Below are 24,162 nucleotides of genomic sequence, written 5' to 3' on the forward strand. Positions count from 1 at the left end.
GCTATTCCTCCAGATTGAGCTTACGGCTTGAAACCTCAGCTTGGATGTATGAAATAAAGTCATCCACTTTAAACTTGCCAAGGTCTTTACCTTTACGTGTACGTACTGCAATTTCGCCGGCTTCCATTTCTTGGTCACCACACACAAGCATGAACGGTACACGTTTCAAAGTATGTTCGCGGATTTTAAAGCCAATCTTCTCATTTCTCAAGTCTGCTTTGACTCTAAATCCACTTTTTTGCAGTTTTTTCGTAATTTCTTGTACATATTCAGACTGTTTGTCTGTAATGCCCATTACAACTGCTTGTTCTGGCGCCAACCACGTTGGGAAGAAACCAGCGTATTCTTCAATAAGAATACCGATGAAGCGTTCTAGTGAACCTAAAATCGCGCGGTGGATCATAACTGGCGTGTGACGCTCGTTATCTTCACCTACGTAAGTAGCACCTAAACGTTCTGGTAATGCAAAATCGAGCTGCACTGTACCACATTGCCATGCGCGGTCCAAACAATCATGCAAAGTAAATTCAATCTTAGGTCCGTAGAACGCACCCTCGCCTTCTTGAATCTCGTATGCAATCTCTAATGCTTCTAGCGCTTGCTTAAGGTCAGCCTCTGCACGGTCCCACATTTCGTCTGAACCTACACGCTGTTCTGGACGAGTAGATAGCTTAACAACAATGTTTTCGAAACCGAAAGTTGTGTAAGTATCGTAAACCATATCAATACAAGCTTTAACTTCTTGTTGAACTTGGTCTTCAGTACAGAATACGTGAGCATCATCTTGAGTGAAGCCACGAACACGCATGATACCGTGAAGTGCGCCTGACGGCTCGTTACGGTGACATGAGCCAAACTCAGCCATACGTAGCGGTAGATCACGGTAAGATTTCAAACCTTGGTTGAAGATTTGAACGTGACCAGGACAGTTCATTGGCTTGATAGCGTATTCACGGTTCTCTGAAGAAGTAGTGAACATTGCTTCTGCGTACTTATCCCAGTGACCAGAGCGTTCCCAAAGAACACGGTCCATCATTAATGGGCCTTTAACTTCTTGGTATTCGTACTCTGTCAGTTTCTGACGAATAAATACTTCTAGCTCACGGAAGATAGTCCAACCGTTGTGGTGCCAGAACACCATGCCTGGTGCTTCTTGCTGCATGTGGAATAGGTCAAGCGCTTTACCGATTTTACGGTGGTCACGTTTAGCCGCTTCTTCTAGGCGCACAAGGTGAGCTTTAAGCGCCTTCTTGTCGTGGAATGCAGTGCCGTAGATACGTTGAAGCATCTTGTTGTCACTGTTACCACGCCAGTAAGCACCCGCTACGTTAAGTAGAGTGAAGTGCTGGCAGAAGCTCATGTTAGGCACGTGTGGGCCACGACACATATCGATGTATTCTTCGTGGTGGTACAGGCCTGGACGATCGTCTTTAGAAACGTTCTCGTCCAAGATTTCAATCTTGTAAGTCTCGCCGCGAGCTTCGAATGCGTCGCGCGCTTCCTGCCAGCTAACTTTCTTCTTAACAACCTGGTACTTGGTCTTCGCTAGCTCTTTCATGCGCTTTTCGATCTTTTCTAGATCTTCTTGCGTTAGAGAGTGCTCAAGGTCGATATCGTAGTAGAAACCGTTATCGATGGTAGGACCGATCGCCATTTTCGCTTCTGGAAAAAGCTGCTTAACCGCGTGGCCTAAAAGGTGAGCACAAGAGTGACGAACGATCTCAAGGCCATCAACTTCATCTTTAGCTGTGATGATTTCTAGGCTTGCATCGTTTTCGATAAGATCACAAGCATCAACACGCTCGCCGTCTACACGACCAGCAATGGTTGCTTTCGCAAGACCAGGACCGATTGATAGGGCAACATCTAGAGTTGATACAGGGTTGTCAAATTGACGCTGACTACCGTCAGGAAGAGTAATAATTGGCATTATTTGTCCTTTACAGTGGTGTTGCACACCAAGCAACACATGAAAATGTTTAATATATGTTTGTCAGTCAACGAGTATGTTGACCGGAGATATATGCATAATAAAGATACCCACATAGAAGCAAATACAGATGCCCCATTTGTAGGTATCCGAGCATTGTAACGAAATAATATAAAATGACAATGACAGAGGGTCTCTCGCGGCTTTCTTATAACTCCGATAGATAAGAATTTGTCATGCTAACCAACACCTTCCCTCTCCGACAAACCCACTCTTGAGCTGCTCTAATCCAACATAGCAGTTTCGATTTAGTCATTTAGAACTAAGCTATAGATAAGTGACGGAATACGGATGAGATGCATATGGAGAAACAGGCTACTTTTATATCGTTTATACCCTCTTTACCGTTAATCATAACTGCTGTTATTTACACACCAGCGACATCGGCCAATAAAGATTACGGCCCCTTAATCAGTTATACCCAAGCACCATTGCAGTCCGTTCGCCTCACTCCGACACTTCGCTCTGGCTTCCCACTCGAAGAGAATAAAATTGAAGTATTCTCCGCGTTAACGGCCGCGAGTATCTGGGCCAATTCCCACGACTACCATTTAGACTATTATCAGAATCAACTTCAAACGGGTTTACGATGGCAATTAACTAAAGCATGGCAAGTAGAATTCAATTACCGTTACCTTTACGCCGCCAATAATCACCTCGACAAAATCACCATCAACTTTCATGACCTATTCGACATCGACCAAGCAGGACGCGATCGAAAAGAACGACATCAATTTGATATTTACGCACCAGACCACGACATCAATGTTCGGGACTTCTCCGGCGACACGCTAACTAGCGCTTTCACCCTCTACACTCAATACCAAATCATAGACATTGAAAACCACGGCTTATCTTTTGGCATATCTCTCTACCATAACAATGTCAGCCATGGTGCATTTGAAGGAAGCAGCACCGAGCAAAGCGCTCAATTCAACTATGCTTACCAACTTTATATTAATACCTTCTACACAAGCCTAGGGTTGGCGAATCAGTCCAATCGAGAGGTAGAGAGCGGTTTCTCACACAAGAAAACGACATGGTCATGGATGGGCGGCTATCAACTCACGTTATTCGAAAACCATGAATTGCACCTAGAATATCGTTGGTATGAAGGCGCAGAAGATGGCGAAACTGAGTTTTCAGAATCAGCTAATGAGATGATGTTTGGCTATCGTTACGTGATGCAACGCTCGGCAATTGAGGTATCCATCATCGAGAACATCTTCAACATGGATAACTCCACCGATGTCGCCTTTCAATTGGCTTATCGGCATCAGTGGTAGATTTGATTCACTTCGAGGTAATTGAATTAAAAAGCCGAACAATTAAGTTCGGCTTTGGAAACGGTGTTGTAATTACTAGTAGATAGAGCGACTACGAGCAGAGAGACAACTACGCACTCATGATTTTTGATACGGCATTGCGAATGTCTGAGTCAGCTGCATTAGCAGGTAAACTGAATGAGATGTATTGGTCGCCACGGAAGCTCATTGAGCGGTCAATTTCGGCTAGGCAGTGAACCATAGAGCCTTCAACGATGAATGATAGCTCGATCTCTTTGTTATTCATGAAGCCGCCGCTACGAAATTCAATCTCTTGGTAACAGCCAGAGCGTGAAGCAAAGCTATTACCTTTTAAGAAGCCCTTCTCTACGTCTGCTTTCACCATTTTCATGCCCGATGCTTCAACACCTTGGATGATTTTCGCGACTGTTGGCAGTGGATGAACGGAGATAAAATCACGGTCTTTAGGATCAATCGCAAAACCAATATCTAGGTTGGTTTCTACCCACACATGACACTGGTTCATTTGTGCGTTCAACGCGGTGACTGGCGTTTCATCATTCAACTTAAGACGGAATGGCACCAATTTGGTTTCACCCGGTTGAATTACGAAAGGCTCGACTGCTTGAATACGACCAAGTGAAAAGGTTTCGTAACTGGTGCTGTCTTCCGTTTCGACTTTAACTTCTGTATTGAGAACTAAGTTGATCAGGTCGATTTGTTGCTCAACGTCGCCACCAATGATGTGAACATTGCCAGACAACTCGCCACCTTGGAAAACGTCAATATTATCTAAGACGGTATCGACCTTTGCCGCACCGATGCCCAACGAGGCCTTTAATTTCTTAAACATATTATTTCCCTTTCTAATTATCTGATTTACGAATAGTTATTGCGTGACAATTTGCGACACTTGCCCCACAGAATCAAGACATTTGCGCTATCAATGTTGAACAAGCTCACATCCTCTGAGGAAATGTTGAAATCGTGAAAAAATCCGTTACTCTATTTGTATAGTCAAATAAGGTTTCATTATGTCGAAAGCGCCGCTCTACCTTCAGATAAAACAGTTCATAGACGACAAAATTACCAATGGTCACTGGCCGGTGGGTTATCAAATTACCACCGAACTCGAACTCACAGAGCAGTTCAATGTGAGTCGAATGACGGTGAATAAAGCAATTCGAGATCTTGTGTCTGAAGGCAAGCTCATCAGGAAGCCAAGACTGGGCACTTTTGTGTGTGAGCCAGAGGAAAAAGCGCAATCTCCCCTACTTGATATCAACAACATCGCCCAAGAGATCAAAGACCGTGGCCAAACCTACACAAGTCAAGTGATCAAGCATGAAAGTATAAAGGCCGATGAAAGCACCGCCACACGGTTAGGCGTGATGATCAACGCAGAGGTATTCTATAGTGAAATCATCCACTTTGCCGACAATATGCCGATACAGCTAGAAGCTCGTTGGGTAAACTCACAAGCGGCTCCCCAATACTTAGAACAAGATTTTTCAGCCTCTACACCCAATGAATATCTTTCAAAAAACTGCCCGTTAAGTGCTATAGAGCACACGGTTGAAGCCATTATTCCAGACTCGAAAATCAGAACGTCACTAAAGCTATCTGAATCAGAGCCTTGCCTTCTTCTTAATAGAAGAACATGGAGTAAAGAACGCCTTATCAGCTTTGCATTACTCTACCATCCCGGCTCTAAGTACAAATTAAGCTCTAAGATCGTTTTGGATTAAAGAATATCATCCTGATCGCCGATCACATTTTTGCAACATCAACTTGATTCGGGTCAGTATTTAGCCTATTTATTTGTATATACATTTATTGTTTAGCAAAGATCTAGGTGATTGGTGATTATGAATTTGATCCTCAAAAATGCACGAGTGGTCTCGATGAGCTCGGGAGGCGACGGTTACCAACCTTCTTCCCCGCAAGATATCGTTATCGAAAACGGTAAGATCGCGTCCATCTCTTGTTCAAATCAAAACGCACTGGCTTCTAAATCGGAACAAACAAGTGTTGATGGTTCTTTGGATTACACCACCTACGACTGCAAAAACAAGCTCGTTACCCCTGGGCTGATTGATTGCCACACTCACCTTGTATTTGCAGGCAATCGCGCCAATGAATTTGAACAACGTTTGAATGGCGTCTCCTACACCGACATCGCCAAGCAAGGCGGCGGTATTCTAGCTACAGTCACTGCGACACGCTCAGCACAAGAAGCCGAACTGATTGAGATGGCGCTGCCTAGATTAGATGGGCTTCTAAAAAGTGGCGTCACCAGCGTCGAAGTAAAGTCTGGCTACGGTTTAACGCTTGATGACGAACTCAAGATGTTACGCGCTGCCAAAGCCTTAGAAAACCACCGTCGTATTAAAATCACCACCACACTCCTTGCAGCACATGCTGTACCACCAGAATATAAAGAACAGCCAGATCGTTACATTGATCTGGTCTGCCAAGAGATCATCCCTAAAGCCGCAGAGCAAGGACTAGCTGACGCAGTCGACGTATTCTGTGAATCGATCGGCTTCAACCTAGAGCAAACCGAGCGTGTATTTGCGGCAGCCAAACAACATGGACTAGCGATAAAAGGTCACACAGAACAGCTTTCTAATATGGGCGGCAGTGCGCTAGCAGCTAAATACGGTGCTCTCTCTGTTGATCATGTTGAGTACCTAGATGAAACCGGAATAAAAGCGCTAGCGGAATCGGGTACAGTCGCCACCTTATTACCGGGCGCTTTTTACTTCTTGAAAGAGACTCAACAGCCACCTATTGCCCTACTTCGCGAGCACAATATCCCAATGGCAATAGCGACCGACTTAAATCCCGGCACTTCTCCTTTTGCTGACTTAACACTGATGATGAACATGAGCTGTACCCTGTTTGGCACAACTCCAGAAGAAGCATTACGTGGGGTTACTTGTCATGCAGCTGCCGCTATTGGCGAGTCGCAAAACAGAGGAAAAATTGAAGTAGGTTACGCTGCTGATTTGGCTATCTGGAATATCGAGCACCCTGCCGACTTAAGCTATCAAGTCGGTGTTCCTCACCTGCATAAACGCATTGTTAATGGCGAGGTATGTCATGACGCAATCTAAACCCAACAGCACTAACGCAACTACAGTCACCACCCACAACTTTGTGTGGACGGGACGCAATGATCTTGAAGATGGCGAACATGGCACCCGAGTTCATCACATCACCAACCAAGTCAAAAATGGCGATTTGGATGACCAACTGATGAAGAATGCTATCGCCTTGGTTGGCTTTGCTTCCGATGCCGGTGTTGCAAGAAATAAAGGACGCGTGGGCGCGAAGCAAGCACCTAATTTGATTCGCCAAGCGCTGGCGAATATGGCTTGGCACAGTGATACACATATTGCTGATCTTGGTGATGTTGAATGTAACGACGGTCAATTAGAAGTCAGCCAAAAACAGTGCGCTACTGTGATTGCCAATGCTCTATCAACCAACAAAGTGATTACCCTTGGCGGTGGTCACGAAGTGGCTTGGGCCTCTTTCCAAGGCCTCGCAGAGCACCTTCACCGAACTCAACCAGAGCACAAACCTAATATAGGCATCGTTAACTTTGATGCTCACTTCGACCTTCGTGAATTTGAAAGCGACATCGCTGACGTCAAGCCAAGTTCAGGCACACCCTTTAATCAGATTAACGAATACTGCCACACACATCAGTGGCCATTCCATTACGCGTGTCTAGGTGTGAGTGCTGCCAGCAATACCAAAGCGCTGTTTAATAAAGCCGACCAACTTGGCGTGTGGTACGAACATGATCGCGATATCACCCAAGTAAACCAAGTTGCTCAACTGGTTAAGTTGCAAAAATTCATCGCTGAGTGTGATTACCTTTATCTCACTATTGATTTGGATGTCTTCCCTGCGGCGACGGCACCGGGTGTCAGTGCACCAGCAGCAAGAGGCGTTAGCTATGAAGCGCTCGCGCCTTTCCTAGAACAGATTTTTAAACACAGCGAGAAACTCATTATCGCGGATATTGCGGAATACAACCCAGACTACGACGTCGATGGCCAAACGGCTCGATTGGCGGCACGTTTGTGTTGGGATATTACCAGTGCAATGGCCAGTGAATAAGCCAGCTATATAGATAAATACAACTACAACGATATAACGTGAAACAGAAGGAATTTCAAAATGACGGAACACCACAACAGTGACCCTCGTCTCGACACGACTCGCGAAATTCGCGCACCTCATGGCACTACTTTGCGCGCTAAATCTTGGTTAACAGAAGCACCCCTTCGTATGTTAATGAACAACCTAGATCCTGATGTGGCAGAACACCCACATGCACTGGTTGTGTATGGCGGTATTGGTCGTGCAGCACGTGATTGGAAATGTTACGACAAGATTGTTGAAGTATTAGAGCGTTTAGAAGACGACCAAACGTTACTTGTTCAATCAGGTAAACCTGTGGGCGTGTTCCCGACTCATAAAAATGCACCTCGCGTATTGATCGCTAATTCTAACCTTGTTCCACACTGGGCGAACTGGGAACACTTCAACGAGCTCGATAAAGAAGGCTTGATGATGTACGGCCAAATGACAGCAGGCAGCTGGATTTACATTGGCTCACAAGGCATTGTTCAAGGCACTTATGAAACGTTTGTTGCTATCGCGAAGAAGCACTTCCAAGGCGAAGCAAACGGCAAGTGGGTTCTAACGGGTGGCCTTGGCGGCATGGGTGGTGCTCAACCTCTTGCAGCGACCATGGCTGGATTCTCAATGATCGCGGTTGAATGCGATGAATCACGAATCGACTATCGCCTACGTACTGGTTATGTCGACAAAAAAGCCACCAGCTTAGATGAAGCAATGGCTATGATTAAAGAGTCAGACGCGCCTATTTCTGTTGGTCTATTAGGTAATGCTGCTGATGTATTCCCTGAGTTAGTAGAGCGTAACATCACGCCAGATGTTGTGACTGACCAAACCTCTGCCCACGATCCTTTGAATGGCTACTTACCGCAAGGTTGGACAATGGAGAAAGCAGCACAAGAGCGCACCATTGATGAAGCGAAAGTCGTAAAAGCCGCTAAACAATCGATGGCAATTCAAGTTCAAGCGATGTTAGACCTGCAATATCGCGGCGCTGCAACCGTGGACTACGGCAACAACATTCGTCAAATGGCACTGGAAGAAGGCGTAGAAAACGCGTTTGATTTCCCGGGTTTCGTTCCTGCTTATATTCGTCCACTGTTCTGTGAAGGCATCGGTCCATTCCGTTGGGCGGCCCTTTCTGGTGACCCAGAAGACATCTACAAAACAGACCAAAAAGTAAAAGAACTGATTCCAGACAACCCACATCTACACAACTGGTTAGACATGGCGCGAGAACGCATTCAATTCCAAGGCCTACCAGCTCGTATTTGTTGGGTTGGTTTGAAAGACCGTGAACGCTTAGGTCAAGCATTCAATGAAATGGTGAAAAATGGCGAACTGAAAGCACCAGTAGTCATCGGTCGTGACCACCTAGATTCAGGTTCTGTTGCCAGTCCGAACCGTGAAACCGAGGGCATGATGGATGGATCAGATGCCGTATCAGATTGGCCACTATTGAACGCACTACTAAACACAGCAGGCGGCGCAACTTGGGTTTCTCTACACCACGGCGGCGGCGTTGGCATGGGCTTCTCGCAACACTCAGGTATGGTGATTTGTTGTGACGGTAGTGAAGATGCATCACAGCGTATTGCTCGCGTACTTCACAATGACCCAGCAACCGGCGTTATGCGTCATGCGGATGCGGGTTACGATATTGCCAAGCAGTGTGCGAAAGAACAACAGCTTGATTTACCTATGCTAAACGAAGAACTTCGTCGCCTTTAATGTCTGGAGAGAACATGTTGAATTTATTACTTAAACCAGGACTTCTAGGCCTATCTGAACTTCGCAAGATCAGTCGTAGCCCGGTGAACTTATCACTCGACCCTGCTGCAATCCCAGATATTGAAGCGAGCATGCAGGTTGTCGAACAAGTGATTGCTGAAGATCGCACTGTCTATGGCATCAACACAGGTTTTGGCTTGTTAGCAAACACCAAAATTGCGCCAGAAGATCTCGAAGTTCTACAAAAAAGTATCGTACTTTCTCACGCGGCAGGCATCGGCAAGTTCATGTCTGATGAGACTGTACGTTTGATGATGGTGCTGAAGATTAACAGCTTGTCTCGTGGCTACTCCGGTATCCGCCTCAAAGTAATTAATGCTCTTATCGATCTTGTGAACGCGCAGGTTTACCCATGTGTACCACAGAAAGGATCAGTTGGCGCATCTGGCGACCTTGCTCCCCTAGCCCACATGAGTACTGTTCTACTTGGTGAAGGCCAAGCACGACATAACGGCAAAATCATTACTGGTTTAGAAGCGATGAAGATCGCAGGGCTAGAGCCAATCACGCTCGCACCGAAAGAAGGTTTAGCGCTACTAAACGGCACACAAGCATCAACCGCATTTGCGTTAGAAGGTCTATTCGCAGCAGAAGATCTGTTTGCGTCTGCAACTGTCTGTGGCGCTATGTCTGTTGAAGCAGCACTCGGTAGTCGCCGCCCATTTGACCCTCGTATCCATCGCGTTCGTGGTCATCGTGGCCAAATGGATGCGGCTCTTGCTTACCGACATATGCTTGATCAAAAGAGTGAAATTGGTGAATCACACACTTGTTGTGAAAAGGTTCAAGACCCTTACTCGCTGCGTTGTCAGCCTCAAGTGATGGGTGCCTGCTTACAACAAATTCGTAATTCAGCAGAAACGTTAAACGTTGAAGCAAACTCGGTATCCGATAACCCGTTGGTGTTCGCTGACGATGGCGACATCATTTCAGGCGGTAACTTCCACGCAGAGCCTGTTGCAATGGCCGCAGATAACCTTGCATTAGCCATTGCCGAGATCGGTAGCTTGTCAGAGCGAAGAATGGCACTGCTGATTGATAGTGCGCTAAGTAAACTTCCACCTTTCTTGGTCGATAACGGCGGTGTGAATTCAGGCTTTATGATTGCTCAGGTCACCTCAGCAGCGTTAGCAAGCGAGAACAAAACACTGGCTCACCCAGCTTCTGTAGACAGCTTGCCAACGTCCGCTAACCAAGAGGATCACGTGTCGATGGCAACCTTTGCGGGTCGTCGTCTTCGTGACATGGCAGAAAACACTCGTGGAATCTTGGCCGTTGAGTACTTAGCAGCCGCACAAGGGTTAGATTTTAGAGCACCAAATCTGTCTTCTCCTCGAGTAGAAGAAGCAAAACAGATCCTGCGCGAGAAAGTCAGCTTCTACGACAAAGACCGTTACTTCGCACCTGATATCGAGCAAGCAAATCTACTGCTCAAGTTATCAGTGCATAACCATCTAATGCCAGAAGGCCTACTGTGTAGCTTCTAAGGTTTAACGAAATAACTCATCATATAAACAGGGGCTATTGATTAGCCCTTGGTGCATTGAATCCAAGCCCCTATTCCCCTCAAAATCGTCACATACCATCCAACGTATTTATCTAATCGACTGATATATAAGCAAAGTTAACTGGATAGACCATTAGAACGAAGTTAGTTAGCTATAATCCACCCCAGATTTGATGACTAATAGCGATACTATGTTTCTGACACCTTACTTTTCTACTGAAGACAATCAATTTCAATTCACTCGTGAACAAGCTAGCCACTTTGCTAAAAAAGTAGCTGCTGACTTCAACCCAATTCACGATGAAGACAACAAGCGCTTCTGCGTGCCTGGCGATCTTTTGTTTGCAGTTCTTCTGCAGAAAGAAGGCATCAGCCAAAAAATGCGTTTTGATTTTTCAGGTATGGTTGGTAACGGTATTGCGCTAAGCGTTGATAACAAATGTGAAAAAGAAAGCTCACTGGTTGACGAGAAAGGCAAAGAGTACCTACACATGTCTTGTGAAGGTGAGAAAAGCCACGATCAAGCATTCATCGAACACGTAGTAACAAACTACGTTAAGTTCTCTGGCATGAACTTCCCACACATCATGGTTCCTCTTATGGAAGAGCAGCAAATGATGATCAACTGCCAACGTCCTCTTGTGATTTACGAGAGCATGGAAGTTGAATTTACTCGCCTAGATCTGTCTCACCCTGAAGTTGAATTCTCTGGTGCGACTTTTGACGTTGAAGGAAAGCGCGGCATCGTGACTCTGAACTTCGATTTCAAAGAAGATGGCGAAGTTGTCGGTAAAGGTGTGAAGCGCATGGTAGCAAGCGGCCTTAAGCCATACGACCAAGCTTCTGTAGACGACCTAGTAAACCGCTTCAACGAGCGCAAAGAGATGTTTCTAGCTCAGTTCGCAGCCGCTGCTTAATCGGCACTCTTATTTACACCACTTGATGTAAATGGCGCTAGAACAAGATCAATAAAGCCCAGCTTGATATCCTCAAGCTGGGCTTTTTAGTTTTTAACCATCAAATTATATTTGTAAGTGTTACTTTTCAAACTTCAAAAGTGAGGGTGACTTTCGCACAATTACACCGCCTAAAAGAACGAATAGCCAATGCCAAGTAAGTGAACCACCGCTGCCACCACCTGAGCTTTTTGCGTTCTGTGTTCCTTCAGACTTAGATATCTTTACCTCATCGGTATACGCAAAGTTTTTGATCGTAGCTTTGTCATTTCCTGAAGAACCTGACGAATCTTTCACATAAGTAACCATGAAGCTGTTGTCAGCATCTCTTACCATCGGTAAATTTACTGAGCCAGAAAACTCGCCCGATACTCGATCGAGTTGCTGCCCATTAATGTAAACCTCAACAAAGTCATATTTTTCTTCAGACGAAGCTGTAAGATCGAAAGAAACCGTACCAGTGGGAATGCCCTCAACAACAATGGATGTAGATTCACTATTGCCAATAACTGGAGAGGTTATAGTGCTTCCTTCCACATTCCAAGATTCTGTATTATAAACAGCGCTGTGCGGTACACCCACTAAAGCATTTACGTTACTTGTTGCAGCATTTGTCCCGATAACAGAAACCGTTGAAGTCACCGTGCCTAATAGTGAGTCAGTATCAACGTTAATACCAAATTCATGCTCACCGATTGAGTTTAGGTTATAACTCACCACAACTTCACAGCTTTGCCCTGCAGTTAAGGTGCTACATCCATTATCTGTTATGGCAGTATCATAACCGGAAATTGGATAGACACTGTTCACTTCGATGTTTTGATCAGACTTATTTGTGAATTCGAAGGTATGAGAAATAGTAGCCAATAACCTTGCACCTAGCATTTCCGTTTGACGGTAGCTAAACCCAACTTTCTGCTCATCAATCCAATCATCAAAGTAACTAATATTGGTATAAACACCGTAAGCATCAGCTAGCGCACAACCTTCTCCCCAACTTACAATACCCAGTTGTTCATAAACGCCATTGGTTGATACAACTATTGGGCCGCCACTGTCTCCCTGACAAGAGTCGTAACCACCATCACTGTAACCAGCACAGAATGCGTCATTGCCAATAAAGGAGTAACCATAGTAGGGAACACTATTACATTGGTACTGGTTAACCAAAGGAACATTGACTTGATACAATTCACTCTTCGATGAGTACCCATCAGATGCGTCCTGATCACCCCAGCCCATAACCGTTAGCATTTGGCCGTCATTCAAGTTGCCACGAGTATAACCATCAACGAGATTAACCACAGATTCTGACGGCTTTTCTACTAGCTCAATAATAGCTATGTCACTGCCTGTCGCTACAGAGTTGTAATATTGATGTACGTAAATATTTTCAACAGCATACCTATGCTGTGCTGCTTGTGATGAAGAGAGGTTGGATACGCCAATCACGACATCTAGATCTTCACTACTATTACCTTCCACACAGTGAGCGGCAGTTAATACATATCGCTCACCAATGAAGCTCGCACCACAAAACTGACCGTCATAAGCATTCACGTTCCTTGAGACCAACGCAGCCATAAATGGCCAATTTCCGTCTGTCGCTTCTTTACCGTTTATAATTCGAGCTGAAACATCTGCCAACACCGACGTTGAAGACAGACTCACTACATAGATACCTAACGACAACCATTTAGCCTGAACCATTTTTATTACCTAGCCTTTTATACATTTTAATAATGACGCGCAGGCTATTTTATAAAAACACAATATGAAACATTGGCTATATTGTTTTGTGATACAGCTCAACTAAATGATAACAATTCTTATCTAATTACTAAGTTGTATTTGAATCCACATCAGATCCAACGCCTAACCTTTTGTTTGTAATCAACATATTCTGCACCGAACAATTGCTCTAGAACACGCTCTTCTGGCTTGATTTGGAATTGATTCATGTAAATCACGAACACAAAGCTGAGTAAGATACTGAAGATGTTTTGAAAGTAGTAGCCGAAGCAAAACAGTAAAATGAATAGCCCTAAATACATTGGGTTTCGGGTGTAGCCGAAAATGCCGCTGTCTACGACTGCCGAGGCGGTTTCAACTTTGATCGGGTTAACGGTGGTTTTCTGTTTTCGAAACTCCCATATACCTGATAATCCAACCACGCCGCTCAATGCGATTCCAACACCTAAAACGATTAGCTTATAAGGCAATGCTATTGCCGCCGTACTTAGTTGTTGAGCGCAAAAATAAGACGCAACAATTACCAATATAAACAGAGCAACTGGTGGTACTTTTAACTCAAGAAATCTCATAGCTTTCCTTATTAACAATTCCATTGTTAGTTTAGAAAAAAGCCCAGCAATTGCTGGGCTAAATAGTATAAAGAATTTTTGCGAGCGCCTGTAATGGATGGGCAAGCTTCTCACCCTCAAAACGCTTCACTTGGCTTCGGCAGGAATAACCCGTCACTAAGCAACGCTCTTTTGGTAAGTCTTGCATCCTTGGCTTCCAACTTAGACCGTATATATCTTTCGACATTTGCAGCTTATCGACTTCGTGCCCGAAGGTACCCGCCATACCACAACAGCCGACAGGAACGCTGGTCAGTGCAGCACCAAAGTGTTTGAAGATAGCACCCCACTCTTTTTCAGCGTTTGGCATCTTGGTCTTCTCGGTACAGTGAGCGAACAAGTACCACATTTCCTCACTTGCAGAACGCACTTCAAAGTCACCGAGCGATGGCATTAACCATTCATGCACGGTGAGCACATCAAAGTCGCCACGCTTATCTGCTAAGATCTCGACGTACTCATCGCGGTAACAAAGCACCAGAGCTGGGTCGACACCCACTAAAGGAATACCGATATCAGCGACCATCGACAAGAAATCAGACGTCGATTTAGCCTCACGTGCAAAACGACTTAAGAAGCCTTTGATGTGCAGTGCTTTACCATTTGGCTTAAATGGCAGTAAGACCGGAGTTTTGCCAAGCTTTTGAGCTAGAGTAACGAAGTCTTCAACCACCTCTGCATCATAGAAGCTAGTAAACGGGTCTTGAACGATCAATACATGCTGCTTCTTCTCTTCCGAAGAAAGCCCTTCAAGATATTGAATATCGAACAGTTGCAGCTCTTTGCTCGCCAAACGATTCTTAAGCGTAGGTACCGACATCAATGGTGCATCGACATAACCGACTGTTTTCGCTGTTGCAGATTGAACCCACTTTTGACCCAATGCAGCATTAACGACTTTTGGCGCTTTCGCCATCAGTGGCAGCATGGTTTCAATGTTCGCTACCAAATAATCTTTCGCAGGACGTTGGTAACGTGAGTAGTAGATATTTAAGAATCGTGAACGGAAACTCGGCACGTCAACTTTGATCGGACACTGGCTCGCACACGCTTTACATGCAAGACAGCCGTTCATCGCTTCGTGTACTTCGTGTGAGAAGTCGTACTCATGGCGTTTGTTCATCGTGTTACGAACACGTTCCACCATGGTTTTAACCGGAGTGTTGTCTTTTAGCGCTTCTTGCTCTAAATCGAGAATATCGACGCCTTGCTCCGTTAACTGACGTAGCCATTCTCTTACTAAGCCTGCGCGACCTTTTGGAGAATGACGACGGTCAGCAGTGACTTTCATCGAAGGACACATTGGCGAGCTCGTATCATAGTTGAAACACAAGCCGTTACCGTTACATTCCATCGCTTGCTTAAAGCTGTCACGAACTTGAACGTCGATCTGACGATCGTAAAAGCCACGCTTAGTATCGGTGACTTTCACCAATTCAGCGTCGCTTTCTAAAGGCGTACAGATCTTGCCTGGGTTCATCTTGTTATGTGGGTCAAACGCCGCTTTAACTCGTCTTAATTCGGTAAATAGTTCTTCACCAAAGAAGTCAGGGCCATACTCAGAACGGAAGCCTTTACCGTGTTCACCCCACATTAAGCCGCCGTATTTCGCCACCAGCTTAACCACTTCATCAGAGACTTCGTGCATCAAGGCTTCTTGCATCGGATCACACAAGTCTAGAGCTGGGCGAACGTGCAGTACACCCGCATCAACGTGACCAAACATGCCGTAGTTCAGCTCTTTTGAATCAAGCAGGACTCTAAATTCAGAGATGAAATCCGCCAAGTTTTCCGGTGGTACACAGGTATCCTCAGCAAAAGCGACAGGCTTAGCTCGGCCTTTCGCCGCACCTAATAGACCTACGGCTTTCTTACGCATGTTGTAGATTCGGCCAATACTCGCCAAATCGCTACACACTTGGAAGCCAATCACGCCCGCTTCTTCGCTTTCAACCATGGTTTCAAGTCGTGCCGTCAGCGCTTGAACTTGTTGTTCAACTTCCGCTTCATCTTGGCCTGCAAACTCAACCATGTTGATGCCAAGCATCTCTTTGTTTGGAACATCAGTCAGCAAATCGCTCACGGTGTGCCAAACAATGTCTTGCTTCGCGAGGTTCAATACTCGTGAATCCACCGTTTCAACAGAGAGAGCTTTCGCTTCAACCATGAACGGCGCATTACGCAGTGCAGAATCAAACGTATTGTATTTCACGTTAACCAGTGTGCGCGCTTTTGGAATCTTCGTTAGGTTCAGCTTTGCTTCTGTAATGAATGCTAAAGAGCCTTCTGCGCCACATAGAACGCGAGTCAGGTCGAAGCTGTCATCTTGTTCGTTGATTGCATTCTTTAGATCGTAACCTGTTAAGAAGCGGTTCAACGGAGGGAATTTATTGAGGATTTGAGCACGCTTGTCACGACAAACAGCCTCAGTCACCGCAAGTGCATGGTGAGCAAATTCACCTTCAACAGGCAAGCCATGTGATAAATCAGATTCTAGACATGAACCGTCTGCGAATACCGCTTGCAGCGACAACACGTGATCAGACGTTTTACCGTACTTCAATGACCCTTGGCCAGAAGCATCAGTGTTTATCATGCCACCCAAGGTTGCTCGGTTGCTGGTTGATAGATCAGGAGAGAAAAAGTAACCATAAGGGCGAACTGCATCGTTCAATTGGTCTTTAACGACACCAGACTGAACTCTTACCCAGCCTTCTTTCTCGTTAATCTCAAGAACCTTATTCATGTATCGAGATAGATCAACCACGACGCCTTTTGTTAAAGATTGTCCGTTGGTTCCAGTACCACCGCCACGAGGGGAAAAAGTCACGCGTTCGTAAGCAGATTTAGAACCCACTTTACCGAGCAGCACAACGTCTTGAGTTGTTTTAGGAAGGATGACCGCCTGCGGCAATTGCTGATAGACACTGTTATCAGTCGCCACAGCCAAACGGCTAGAATATTGAGATTCAATGTCGCCAGTAAAGCCCGCTGTTTTTAGTTCATCTAAAAAGCGTACAACAACTGGATCGACATCAGCATTGAGTTGAAGTCTTGGTAACATTTGCTTCCTGCCCCTACTTCGCTGATCCTATCAGCATTGGGTTATCTGAGATTTTTAATAATTTTCTTTGAATTTCGTCACTTTACTACTATTAAGATCATATAAAAAGGTGATCAAATCAGAATCTCAGTGCAAGAATGGAGAAATAGTCACTTTCGTCTTAATTCGGTAGCAATATACTGAATAACATTTTGTTTAAGACATCTCCATGAGCACATCACAATGAAAAAAAACAAAACAGTCACAACTGAAGATATTCTTCTTAAGCTATGCCAATCAGTCTCAAGCGTACTCACTTCAGCAACGGCTTCTCAGGTGTCCTATTCAGCCATGGTTCAAAAGATCAACAAGACAAGTCTGAAGCCAGATTTCGGTTGTTTCGTTCTTTTCGACGGCGGTTTTTCTGGTCTTGTTGTTATCAATTTTACGTCGAAAGCCGCACTAGAGATCTATACCAATTACATGCGTAACATGGGCATGCCTGAAAATGAGCTAGCCGTGCTGCATACGTCAGACGAAGTGGGCGATGTTTTGGGCGAATTGATGAACCAATTGGTAGGTGATTTCACCAATAAAATCCGTAAAGAGCTACAAACCAACATCACTCAGAACCAACCGAAGATGTTGGCGTTAAATAAGCAAGTAAACCTTTCTGTTGATACCAATCTCGATCGCCCACAAGCTCGTCGTGTTACCTTCTCGACGCAAAACAACAACATCTTCTACCTCGAGCTTGCTATGGATAAGACAGAATTCATCCAATTGGAAGAATTTGAAATTGCGGAAGACGAGTGTCCAGACAGCATCCTAGAAGCGACTCAGAAAAAAATGCAGGAAGAGAACAAACCAGCACAAAGCTCAGGCAACGACTCAGCAGCAGATCTGCTCGATGAACTTGGAATCTAGTGTGCTAATACTCTAGTCACTCTGAAAAATCGTGTCACGAACGCCATCAATACACTTGATGGCGTTTTTGTTTATGTAACCAAGCGGCCTTTTACTTTCCTATGTTCACCGCCTCACTTACGCCTCAAACGAGTTTTGCCTTTCTGTTACCCGCGAAAACATGTAAAATGTCGGACTTTTAAAAATTTGCGGTAATGATTAAGTAGTCGATGGATAAGAAAAAAGCCCTAAAGAAAATTGCCAAGTGTCTTGAGCTTGGAAATTCTGCGAACGTCAATGAAGCTGCCAATGCGATAAAAATGGCGCATAACTTGATGCTGAAATATGGTCTCGAAAAAGACGATATTGAATTTATCAAGATGGGGAAAACTCAATCCACTCACCTGTTACCTGCAAATATCAGTTCTACACTGCTGCGTGTTATTCGCGGTATCAACACCAAGTTTGGCGTAGAAGCCGTATTGCTAAACCACAAAGGCCTCAAACGTGTTGAGTTCATTGGTGAAGCCGATCGCGCAATCTTCGCTGCCTTTGCTTTCGATATCATCTATCGCGAACTTAATGAGCACACAGGCCAATTCAGAAATAGCTTTGCTGGTTCAGGCACTGGTTCTTTAGAAGTGACACGTCGTGTGAACTCGTTTGTTTCAGGCTGGGTTGAAGGTGCACTTGAAAAGCTGCCAACCATTACTCCAGATGACGAGTCGAACAACAAGATCAACAACTACATCGATAAAGAATTCAAAAATATCGACCGCGAAACCTTCAAGCAACAACTCAGAGAAGCGATGAAAAATCTTACCGCCGATTATGAAGTTGGTCTGAAGAAAGGTCGTAAATTGTCTGTTAATCGACCAGTTGCCGGCGCCCAGGCAGCTAAAAAGATAACTAAATCATAGAGCCGCTTTACATTGCTTCAACGTATTGATAAAAACCATCAATAAGATTTACAGGACTATGTTTGTCATTCGAATTCATTTGTTTGACAGAAGTACATGATGGAGAAAATACGTTGAAAAAAATCACACTAGCCCTAGCACTTACTATCGCTTTAACAGGTTGTCAGGCAACTCAACGCCAAAACGCAACAACTGGCGAGTCTGAGACGAACTCTGCAACTCAAGGCGCTCTAATTGGTGCACTTGCTGGTGCCGTTGCTGGTGCTGCTACCGGTGACTCTAAAGACCGCGGTAAGCGTGCACTTATTGGTGCAGCAGGTGGTGCGGCTGTTGGCGGTGGTATTGGTTACTACTTTGACCGACAAGAAGCAGCACTTCGTGAAGAGCTAATGAACTCTGGCGTTCAAGTAGAACGTGTTGGTGAGAATCAACTTCTGCTTCGCCTAGAAAACGGCATCGGTTTTGATTCTGGCTCTTACGCTTTGGAATCGAGCATTCACAACACTCTTCGCGGCGTTGCGCGTATCCTAGTTGAATACCCAGACACAAGCCTAGTGATCGAAGGTCACACGGACAGCACTGGCAGTGAGTCGACTAATCAAATCCTTTCTGAGCGTCGTGCTGAATCTGTTCGTGCATTCTTGATATCTCAAGATGTAGCTGCAGGCCGTGCCATTGCTCGTGGTAACGGTGAGCGTTACCCTCTATGTGATAACAACACGTCTCAAGGTCGTGCTTGTAACCGTCGCGTAGAAATTCAAATCTTGCCGCTTAAGTAGCACGATTAAAGCCCAGTCGCCTTTATCTATTGAATTAACCACTATATAGTTGTTTGTCAGTTGTCGCGCTTGTCTCAAACGTTACAACCTAATTAACAGCCACATAGCGTATTCATACTGATATATCGGCACTGGGCTTTTTACGAGACTTATCTTTTGCTTATCCTATCCAACTTTCTGTCATCATCGTCTATTAGAACTCTGCTTCTTACCTTCATCTTTGCCACGATACAGCTGTTCTCGATACATTTGGTCCATGCAGAAAGTAGCCCTCAGCTGTCAGTAAATTCACAACCTCAAGACCCAGCATCTCAATACCAATTGGCGCAAGCCTATGAATTGGAAACCGATGTGCCTGAAAACATCGATGACGCATTCTATTGGTACTCGCAATCTGCCGAAAATGGCAATGCAAATGCGCAATTTAGACTCGGCGAGTGGTACTTGGCAGGAACAAGTGTCGAGCAAGACAACAAACAGGCCTTAGAGTGGTTCATCAAAGCAGCACTGCAAGGCAACAAGCAAGCGCCTCTTGAAGTAGCAAAGATCTACGAGTCCTCACTTGATAAGGAGCTCCTTCAACCACTAGATGCCGCGCAACTATGGTATGAAGCCGCTTTAAAAGACAACCCGAATGCAGAAGATGGCTACAACCGTATTCTAGAAGCACAATTCAACCAGCAACGTGCCAAGCAGATCTCTTCAATAGAACAGCTCGATGACAGCATCGACTCTGAAATAGACAGCAGTCAGGGGTTACCTCAGCAAGTGCAATCTAGCCAAATTCAATCTGACCAAATACTATCTGACCAAGCCTCACGCTCTAACCTCTCCAGTTCTAACCTAACCAGCTCTGACTATATGATTGGTGCTGCGTTGGCCTTACTGATTGCGATCGTGAGTATCAGCGCGACTCTGGTGATCTCGCGAAAGAGACAGGTGCTCAAGTCTGGCGAATTGAATCAGCAACAACAGACGCTTGAAGCGCAGCTTAGCTCGAAGGATTTCACCATTAAGCAGCAAAATCGTCAGCTTCAAACCATTTATCACGAATTGAAGAAGCAGAAAAACAGCAAAAGCCTAAATCAATTACAAGTGGCTTGTGCTCTTTTTGGGTACACACCGAGTTCAATCCCTGACCAAAAAAGCATCAAAGTTCGATACAAACAACTCTCGAAAATTTATCATCCTGATGGTCATGGATGTGACGAAGAAATGAAACGTTTGAACAATGCGCTAAAAACCATTTTACAAAGTGTTACAAAATCGTAAACAAGCACACACCTTTGGCTTTCCAATTCACGGAGATATCGATTTTATTGGTGTTGCAATCGATCACCTTCTCAAAAACGGGTAACAAACTATTAACTAATGGGTCTTACTTGTGTCATAATTTGCGCCGAAAATACACCTGACATATACAGGTGAGGAGAGAATATGTTCACAATAGAAGGCGTTTGTGATTGGTGCAAAAAGCCAAGCCTAGTTAAAAAACACGACTACCTAGATGGTAAGTGTCATCATGCATGTAAAGAGTGTAATGATATTGCAACCATTGATGTTCGCCAGTTCAATATTGGTGAAATGGAAATGAGAGCAAAACTCTCCCAAGCAACACTGAGATAAGTTACACCGTTGAAATATAAGAAAGCGCCCAAGGCGCTTTTTTTGTATCTGGGATTTATCTTCTTATCTTCTTATCTTCTTATCTTCTTATCTTCTTATCTTCTTATCTACTTATCTACTTATCTACTTATCTACTTATCTTCTATACAGGTGTATACAGTACTTTTCTGTAAAAACCACTGTATACACCTGTATAAAGCTCACATTTCTTCAACTTATGAGACAAAACAACAAATTCATTCGAATTTAATTTAGACAATAATTTCAATCACTTAAGTTAAAACCATCCCCTTACCTGTGCAAAATCGTCCAATAATCCCACAAAAAACGCTTGATCTTATAAGCAACAAAAACTACTGTATACACATACAGCATGTATATAAGGACAGCAAAATGATTCAAGCACACGTTAAAGCCCAACACTCTAGCCCGCTAGTTCACTGCGCATTTACATCAGTTTCTCGTAAAAGCAAAAATTCAAACGAGGAAGCGTTGTTCGCAAGAATGGCGTTGCTGTCCAATCAACATCAGTGGTTGCTGTTTACAGCGCAAACACCAAGACCATCGGCTAAGCAGCTTAAGCAACACAACGTGTGCTGCGACCGCGTTATTCACATGAAAGCCTCTCACCAGATGACGGAAGTTGAAACGGTCGAGAAGGCCATCCGCTCGAAAAATGCGAGTGCGATTGTTGCAAGTGCATCGATTGATCAGTTCAGCCAGCAATACCTAAGAACATTAGGAATGCGCTTTCAATGTGAAGTCTTCTTTATGGATGCAAATTCAGAGCGTATTCACTGATCTACCTTGCTTAACATTTTGGCTAACAAACTTAAGTCAGCTTGACAGCATGGCTCCAAAACACAGTCCAAACATACTGCCTTCCCCTGCCCTACAATTCGCCAATTTTTCAGCGGATAGTTAGGCGGGGGTTTTTATTTGATTAATAGATTTAGCAATCGTTTGCTTTTTCTCTGGAAGCAAACAGTAGATTGGGTATAATGCCCGTCTAATCATGTGCACACCGCACTTCTCTGTATGACGTTTGATAAAAGATAGGAATGTCTAAATGAGCCTTGCTGATCAAGTTCTTGCCGTAAATGATGACCTACCAATCCGTACTGACAAACCTGTCCACAGTGGCAAGGTTCGCTCAGTCTACTGGTTAACTGAAGAAGATAGCCAACGACTAATTAAAGAGAAAGGCTACGACGTAGCACCCGATGCGCCTCTAGCTATCATGGTGATCAGTGACCGTATCTCTGCGTTTGATTGTATCTGGCGCGGTGAAGGTAATCTTAAAGGTGTTCCAGGTAAAGGAGCGGCTCTGAATGCTATCTCTAACCACTGGTTCAAATTGTTTAAAGACAACGGCCTTGCTGACAGTCATATCCTTGATATCCCTCACCCATTCGTATGGATTGTACAAAAAGCTCGCCCAGTAATGATTGAAGCGATTTGTCGTCAATACATCACGGGCTCTATGTGGCGTGCGTACGCGAACGGCGAACGTGAATTCTGCGGTATCGAGATGCCTGAAGGCCTAGAGAAAGACAAGAAGCTGCCTGAACTACTTATCACGCCTTCTACCAAAGGGATTCTGAAAGGCATTCCTGGTGTACCAGAAGCTGACGATGTGAACATCACACGTAACAACATCGAAGATAACTTTGCAGCATTCAACTTTACTCAAGCAAGTGACATCGCGCACTACGAGAAGCTGCTAAAAGAAGGCTTCAACGTTATCAGTCAAGCACTGGCGAAAGTAGACCAAACCTTTGTCGACACTAAGTTCGAGTTCGGTTACGTGAACGATGCTCAAGGCAAAGAGAAGCTTATCTACATGGACGAAGTCGGTACTCCAGATTCATCTCGTATTTGGGATACTCAGGAATACAACAATGGCAACATCGTTGAAAACTCGAAAGAAGGTTTCCGCCAGTTCTTGCTCAACTACTTCCCTGATGCGGACATTCTATTGAACAAAGAACGTATGCCAGAGCGAGAAGCATTAGCGCGTGATAATGAACTGCCTTTGGACGCATTAATGTCGCTTTCTCGCACTTACCTTGATATCGCAGCGAAAATCACAGGTGCAGAGATTGTATTAAGCGACAATCCGAAGCAAGAGATCATCGACGTATTACGTGCAGACTACGGACTGATCGATTAAGACCAAGTTTGTAGCACCACCTAAATACAAAAAGGGCCTCAATATTGAGGCCCTTTCTACATGTACGTTTCTGATACGCTTTTATCTGTATCCAGATCTGTAAGCTCTAAGCTCTAAGCTCTAAGCTCTAAGCTCTAAGCAATACTGAGAAATTACAGCTTGATAGTAAACTCTTCTCCAGTATTACCTGCAATCACTAAATGACTGCGCGATTCGATGTACTCGATCTGCTCTTCTTCAAGAGAGTATGGCATAACCACCTTGAGTTCATTGATACCTTCAAGCTTGGCAAGCTTCAGCAAAGTAACAATGTTTGATTCATCGCTTTTACGTGTCGACATTGATTTCAATGCCATCTGCCATAAGCGATCCTCTGGGGTGCCCAGCTCTTTAATGCTATCTCGCCAGACGGTACTGAACACTGGCGCAATTGTGGTAAGTGCTTCCAGAAAAGTCCATTTTTTACTGCATGAGGCGCCAAGAAATGTTGTGTAATCAAACTCTACACGCGTCTCTTTCTGTTTATCCATGATGTCCCCCGACACTTTGGCAACACAATATACTCAATATCTATCAACTTTTTCTTTATAGCAATAGGATATAGAAGAATAGTCTTTTATGACCTTTTGATTGGTTAAAAAGGCATATAAAAATCAAATCCGTA

General features: G+C 44.5%; 20 protein-coding genes. 14 read left to right on the top strand and 6 right to left on the bottom strand.

Translation table 11 applies throughout. From position 1 onward, the window contains the following. Position 1 precedes the first annotated feature (1 nt). The gene (gene thrS, locus FLM53_RS01505; protein ID WP_176681003.1) at positions 2-1,930 is read right to left on the bottom strand and encodes a threonine--tRNA ligase; all 1,929 of its coding nucleotides are present in this window, start codon (positions 1,928-1,930) and stop codon (positions 2-4) included. A 362-nt stretch (positions 1,931-2,292) separates the two neighbouring features. On the opposite strand from thrS, the gene FLM53_RS01510 reads away from it, so the two are divergent. Next, positions 2,293-3,276: a DUF3187 family protein gene (locus FLM53_RS01510; RefSeq protein WP_176681002.1), complete on the top strand. Its 984-nt coding sequence runs from the start codon at positions 2,293-2,295 to the stop codon at positions 3,274-3,276. A gap of 109 nt (positions 3,277-3,385) precedes the next feature. Here the strand turns inward: FLM53_RS01510 and FLM53_RS01515 are convergent, their stop codons facing one another. Continuing rightward, positions 3,386-4,129, bottom strand: coding sequence for a sporulation protein (locus FLM53_RS01515; protein WP_176681001.1), 744 nt, complete (start codon positions 4,127-4,129; stop codon positions 3,386-3,388). Between the two features lie 181 nt (positions 4,130-4,310). Between FLM53_RS01515 and hutC the strand changes: the two genes are divergently transcribed. The 6 genes from hutC to FLM53_RS01545 all read left to right on the top strand — a co-directional run bounded on the left by hutC (position 4,311) and on the right by FLM53_RS01545 (position 11,649). After that, a complete protein-coding gene (hutC, locus tag FLM53_RS01520; protein ID WP_176681000.1) occupies positions 4,311-5,024 on the top strand; it encodes a histidine utilization repressor in 714 nt (237 codons plus the stop codon). A 120-nt stretch (positions 5,025-5,144) separates the two neighbouring features. Continuing rightward, the gene (gene hutI / locus FLM53_RS01525; protein WP_176680999.1) at positions 5,145-6,395 is read left to right on the top strand and encodes an imidazolonepropionase; all 1,251 of its coding nucleotides are present in this window, start codon (positions 5,145-5,147) and stop codon (positions 6,393-6,395) included. Further along, positions 6,382-7,410: a formimidoylglutamase gene (gene hutG / locus FLM53_RS01530; RefSeq protein WP_176680998.1), complete on the top strand. Its 1,029-nt coding sequence runs from the start codon at positions 6,382-6,384 to the stop codon at positions 7,408-7,410. Before hutI ends, hutG begins: the two co-directional genes overlap by 14 nt. Before the next feature lie 60 nt (positions 7,411-7,470). Then, on the top strand, positions 7,471-9,165 hold the full coding sequence (gene hutU / locus FLM53_RS01535) for a urocanate hydratase (RefSeq protein WP_176680997.1): 1,695 nt from the start codon (positions 7,471-7,473) through the stop codon (positions 9,163-9,165). A 14-nt stretch (positions 9,166-9,179) separates the two neighbouring features. Continuing rightward, positions 9,180-10,712 (top strand): histidine ammonia-lyase, encoded by a 1,533-nt coding sequence (hutH, locus tag FLM53_RS01540; protein WP_176680996.1) that lies wholly within the window; start codon positions 9,180-9,182, stop codon positions 10,710-10,712. Positions 10,713-10,923: 211 nt separating this feature from the next. Further along, positions 10,924-11,649: a DUF3581 domain-containing protein gene (locus FLM53_RS01545; protein WP_010438254.1), complete on the top strand. Its 726-nt coding sequence runs from the start codon at positions 10,924-10,926 to the stop codon at positions 11,647-11,649. 120 nt (positions 11,650-11,769) lie between these two features. Here FLM53_RS01545 and FLM53_RS01550 read toward each other — a convergent pair whose 3' ends face one another. The 3 genes from FLM53_RS01550 to FLM53_RS01560 form a co-directional block, all read right to left on the bottom strand. After that, complete coding sequence (locus FLM53_RS01550; RefSeq protein ID WP_176680995.1) at positions 11,770-13,398, bottom strand: trypsin-like serine protease; 1,629 nt, start codon at positions 13,396-13,398, stop codon at positions 11,770-11,772. Between the two features lie 152 nt (positions 13,399-13,550). Then, positions 13,551-14,012, bottom strand: a complete 462-nt coding sequence (locus tag FLM53_RS01555) for an isoprenylcysteine carboxylmethyltransferase family protein (protein WP_176680994.1) — start codon at positions 14,010-14,012, stop codon at positions 13,551-13,553. Positions 14,013-14,070: 58 nt separating this feature from the next. Further along, positions 14,071-17,115, bottom strand: a complete 3,045-nt coding sequence (locus FLM53_RS01560; protein ID WP_176680993.1) for an FAD-binding and (Fe-S)-binding domain-containing protein — start codon at positions 17,113-17,115, stop codon at positions 14,071-14,073. 222 nt (positions 17,116-17,337) lie between these two features. Between FLM53_RS01560 and FLM53_RS01565 the strand changes: the two genes are divergently transcribed. The 7 genes from FLM53_RS01565 (at position 17,338) to FLM53_RS01595 (ending at position 23,498) form a co-directional block, all read left to right on the top strand. Further along, positions 17,338-18,021, top strand: a complete 684-nt coding sequence (locus FLM53_RS01565; protein WP_132763326.1) for a DUF3334 family protein — start codon at positions 17,338-17,340, stop codon at positions 18,019-18,021. A gap of 209 nt (positions 18,022-18,230) precedes the next feature. Beyond that, the gene (locus tag FLM53_RS01570) at positions 18,231-18,920 is read left to right on the top strand and encodes a DUF2786 domain-containing protein (RefSeq protein ID WP_132763329.1); all 690 of its coding nucleotides are present in this window, start codon (positions 18,231-18,233) and stop codon (positions 18,918-18,920) included. A gap of 113 nt (positions 18,921-19,033) precedes the next feature. Further along, positions 19,034-19,699: an OmpA family protein gene (locus FLM53_RS01575; RefSeq protein WP_048607125.1), complete on the top strand. Its 666-nt coding sequence runs from the start codon at positions 19,034-19,036 to the stop codon at positions 19,697-19,699. A gap of 156 nt (positions 19,700-19,855) precedes the next feature. Beyond that, positions 19,856-20,971 carry a J domain-containing protein gene (locus FLM53_RS01580; protein WP_176680992.1) on the top strand — a complete coding sequence of 372 codons (1,116 nt, stop codon included), beginning with the start codon at positions 19,856-19,858 and terminating at the stop codon, positions 20,969-20,971. 165 nt (positions 20,972-21,136) lie between these two features. Continuing rightward, positions 21,137-21,325, top strand: a complete 189-nt coding sequence (locus FLM53_RS01585) for a hypothetical protein (RefSeq protein ID WP_004733419.1) — start codon at positions 21,137-21,139, stop codon at positions 21,323-21,325. Between the two features lie 393 nt (positions 21,326-21,718). After that, entirely contained in the window at positions 21,719-22,126 is a 408-nt protein-coding gene (locus FLM53_RS01590; RefSeq protein ID WP_004733418.1) for a SulA-like leucine-rich domain-containing protein, read from the top strand. 268 nt (positions 22,127-22,394) lie between these two features. Beyond that, positions 22,395-23,498: a phosphoribosylaminoimidazolesuccinocarboxamide synthase gene (locus tag FLM53_RS01595; protein WP_132763338.1), complete on the top strand. Its 1,104-nt coding sequence runs from the start codon at positions 22,395-22,397 to the stop codon at positions 23,496-23,498. Positions 23,499-23,650: 152 nt separating this feature from the next. Here FLM53_RS01595 and FLM53_RS01600 read toward each other — a convergent pair whose 3' ends face one another. Continuing rightward, positions 23,651-24,028, bottom strand: a complete 378-nt coding sequence (locus FLM53_RS01600; RefSeq protein WP_176680991.1) for a transporter — start codon at positions 24,026-24,028, stop codon at positions 23,651-23,653. Positions 24,029-24,162: the final 134 nt, after the last annotated feature.

The sequence above is a fragment of the Vibrio sp. Scap24 genome (genome assembly GCF_013394185.1).
In the GTDB taxonomy this organism is placed as follows: Bacteria; Pseudomonadota; Gammaproteobacteria; order Enterobacterales; family Vibrionaceae; genus Vibrio; species Vibrio pomeroyi.